Annotated in this window: 3 protein-coding genes; 2 read left to right on the plus strand and 1 reads right to left on the minus strand. The window is 70.8% G+C overall.

Features of this window, described 5'->3' with window-relative positions; genetic code table 11:
• The coding region (locus tag D187_RS36890; RefSeq protein WP_043433437.1) for a transposase at positions 1–292 on the minus strand (292 nt) is incomplete at its 3' end.
• A gap of 129 nt (positions 293–421) precedes the next feature.
• Here D187_RS36890 and D187_RS36895 point away from each other — a divergent pair.
• Together D187_RS36895 and D187_RS36900 are read left to right on the plus strand one after the other, a co-directional pair.
• Positions 422–1,090 (plus strand): GNAT family N-acetyltransferase, encoded by a 669-nt coding sequence (locus tag D187_RS36895; protein WP_063725069.1) that lies wholly within the window; start codon positions 422–424, stop codon positions 1,088–1,090.
• 82 nt (positions 1,091–1,172) lie between these two features.
• A complete protein-coding gene (locus D187_RS36900) occupies positions 1,173–2,294 on the plus strand; it encodes an acyl-CoA dehydrogenase family protein (protein ID WP_002632566.1) in 1,122 nt (373 codons plus the stop codon).
• Positions 2,295–2,364: the final 70 nt, after the last annotated feature.

A 2,364-nucleotide genomic window follows, 5' to 3' on the forward strand; every position in this document is an offset into this window, starting at 1 on the left:
CCAACGCGGCCTGAGTCGGTGAACGGTTACTTTTCAAGAAGTCACGCTCCATCGTCAGCTGGCGCACCTCCTTGCGCAGCCGCGTGAACTCCTCCCGCTCCGCGGTGGTGAGCGCGCCCGCGGGGCCCTTGCCCGCGTCCACCTCCGCCTGCTTCATCCAGTTGCGCAGGGCTGAGTCCGTCAGGTCCAGGTCCTTGGCCACTTGGGAGACGCTCTTGCCTCCCTCGCGCACCAGTCGGATTGCCTCGGCCTTGAACTCCGCGTTGAAGCTCCGCCTCTTTCTTCTCTCCATGGACACTACCTCCCGTGTAGCCGACCTACGAGGTATGTCCACAAAAGCGGATCAGGCCCACAAGTCAGACCGGTTTTTCCTGTGGGCTCGACATTGAGTCGAAAGGGCAATGACCCGACAATCCAGTCCATGTCCACCCAGGTCCCTCCCACCCCGCCTCGTCCCTCGCGCTCGTCTCAGCGGATTCGTCCCTACCAGGCAGAAGACTGGGACGCGGTGTACGACATCTGTGTGCGCACGGGCGCCATGGGAGAGGACGCGCGGGGCCTGCTCGCCGACGCCTCCTTGTTGCCGGACATCTACGCCGGTCCCTACCTGACCTTCGAGCCGAACCTGGCCTTCGTGGTCGAGGACGCGGGCCGCGTGGTGGGGTACACGCTGGGGACCGCCAACACCGCGGCGTTCATCGAGACGTGGCGTGAGCGATGGTTGCCGCGCGTGGCCTCGCGCTACCCGCCCCCCGTGGAGCCGACCCGCACCACCGACGAGTGGTTGGTCTCCACGCTGCACCATCCCGAGCGAATGCTCACCCCCGAGATCGCCCCCTATCCGGCGCACCTGCACCTGGACCTGCTGCCCGAGGCGCGGGGAGGGGGGAACGGCCGACGACTCCTCGAGGCCTTCTTCCTCGCGGCGGCCGCGGCGGGAGCCCACTCCGTGCACATGGGAACGAACGCCCAGGCGGCGCCCTTCTTCGCGCGGATGGGGTTCGCGCGGCTCCCGGAGGCGGACCACAACAACCTCGTCTTCTTCCACGGCCTCACGGGGCCGCTGCCCTCCGCGAGAGCCGGCACTTGAGCCGGCCGGCACTCGCGCCACTTGAGGAAGGCAGGCCGTATCCTGTACTCACCCTGCGCGACATGAACCGGGTCCGCTGACGATGATCTATCTCCTCCTGCTGCTCATCGGGAGGTCATTCCTACCTTGGTCCGACATGTACTCCAGCGGTCTTCGCGAGCAGTCGGCGCACCAGGAAGAACACTTCTCAATCGAGGCACTCCAGTTGCTTCTGGGGCGACTGGAGGGCCCTGCGCAGGAGCCCGTGGGGCTCGCTCCGGCGCGTGGGCTCCAGCAACTCCTCTCCGGGGGCTTCGGGGCGCTGCCGCTGCCCGGGCGGGGCCAGACCCTGCTGCGGTGGCGGGCCCTGGCGGCGGTGGCGGCGGTCGACCTGGGACTCATCAAGCTGTTCGAGGGCCATACGGATGCGCTCGCCATCCTGGCGGAGCTGGGCGCCGAGCCGCCTCCGGCCGGGAGCAGTTGGGGCGTCTGGGCCTCCGAGCCTCCCCAGGCCCGGGTGCGGGTGAGCGGACGCGCGGACGGTCGGGTGGAGCTGTCCGGCCGTAAGGCGTGGTGCTCGGGGGCGCCGCAGGTCAGCCATGCGCTGGTGACGGCCTGGGACGCCGAGGAGCGGCAGTGCCTCGTGGCGGTGGCGATGAAGCAGGCGGGCGTGCGCGTGACGAAGGAGGGGTGGCACGCGGTGGGAATGGCGTCCTCGGCCAGCGTGGACGTGCTCTTCGAGGGCGCGGTGGGCACGCGCGTGGGCCCGCCGGGCGGCTACACGGCGCGGCCGGGTTTCTGGCAGGGCGGCGCGGGCATCGCCGCGTGCTGGTATGGCGCGGCGGCGGCGGTGGGCGAGACGCTGCGCGCGCACTGTGCCCGGCGCGAGGAGCCCCACGCCCGCGCGCACCTGGGCGCGGTGGACACCGCCCTCGGTGGAGCGCGAGCGCTGTTGCGTGAGGCCGCGGCGTGGATCGATGCGCATCCCCGGGAGGATGCGTCGCTCGTCGCCTGGCGGGCGCGAGCCGGGGTGGAGGCCGCGGCGGAGCTCGTGCTGCGGCACACGGGCCGGGCCGTGGGCGCGGGTCCCTACTGTCGGGACGCGCGGGTGGCCCGGCGGATGGCGGACCTGCCGGTGTTCTTGCGCCAGAGCCACGCGGAGCGGGACCTGGAGGCCCTGGCGGGACTCGTGGTGAAGGAAGGAGCGGGTGGATGGAGCCTGTGAATTCGCGGCGCATCTTCGACGAGGGCACCTCGGCTCGGGACTGGGAGGCCTGGAGTGGCCTGGACGTCCT

The sequence above is a fragment of the Cystobacter fuscus DSM 2262 genome (assembly GCF_000335475.2).
Lineage (GTDB): Bacteria > Myxococcota > Myxococcia > Myxococcales > Myxococcaceae > Cystobacter > Cystobacter fuscus.

Excerpts from the sequence above, each read along its gene's own strand:
- D187_RS36900 (WP_002632566.1), top strand. The coding sequence starts at position 1,173 with ATGATCTATCTCCTCCTGCTGCTCATCGGGAGGTCATTCCTACCTTGG.
- D187_RS36895 (WP_063725069.1), top strand. The coding sequence starts at position 422 with ATGTCCACCCAGGTCCCTCCCACCCCGCCTCGTCCCTCGCGCTCGTCT.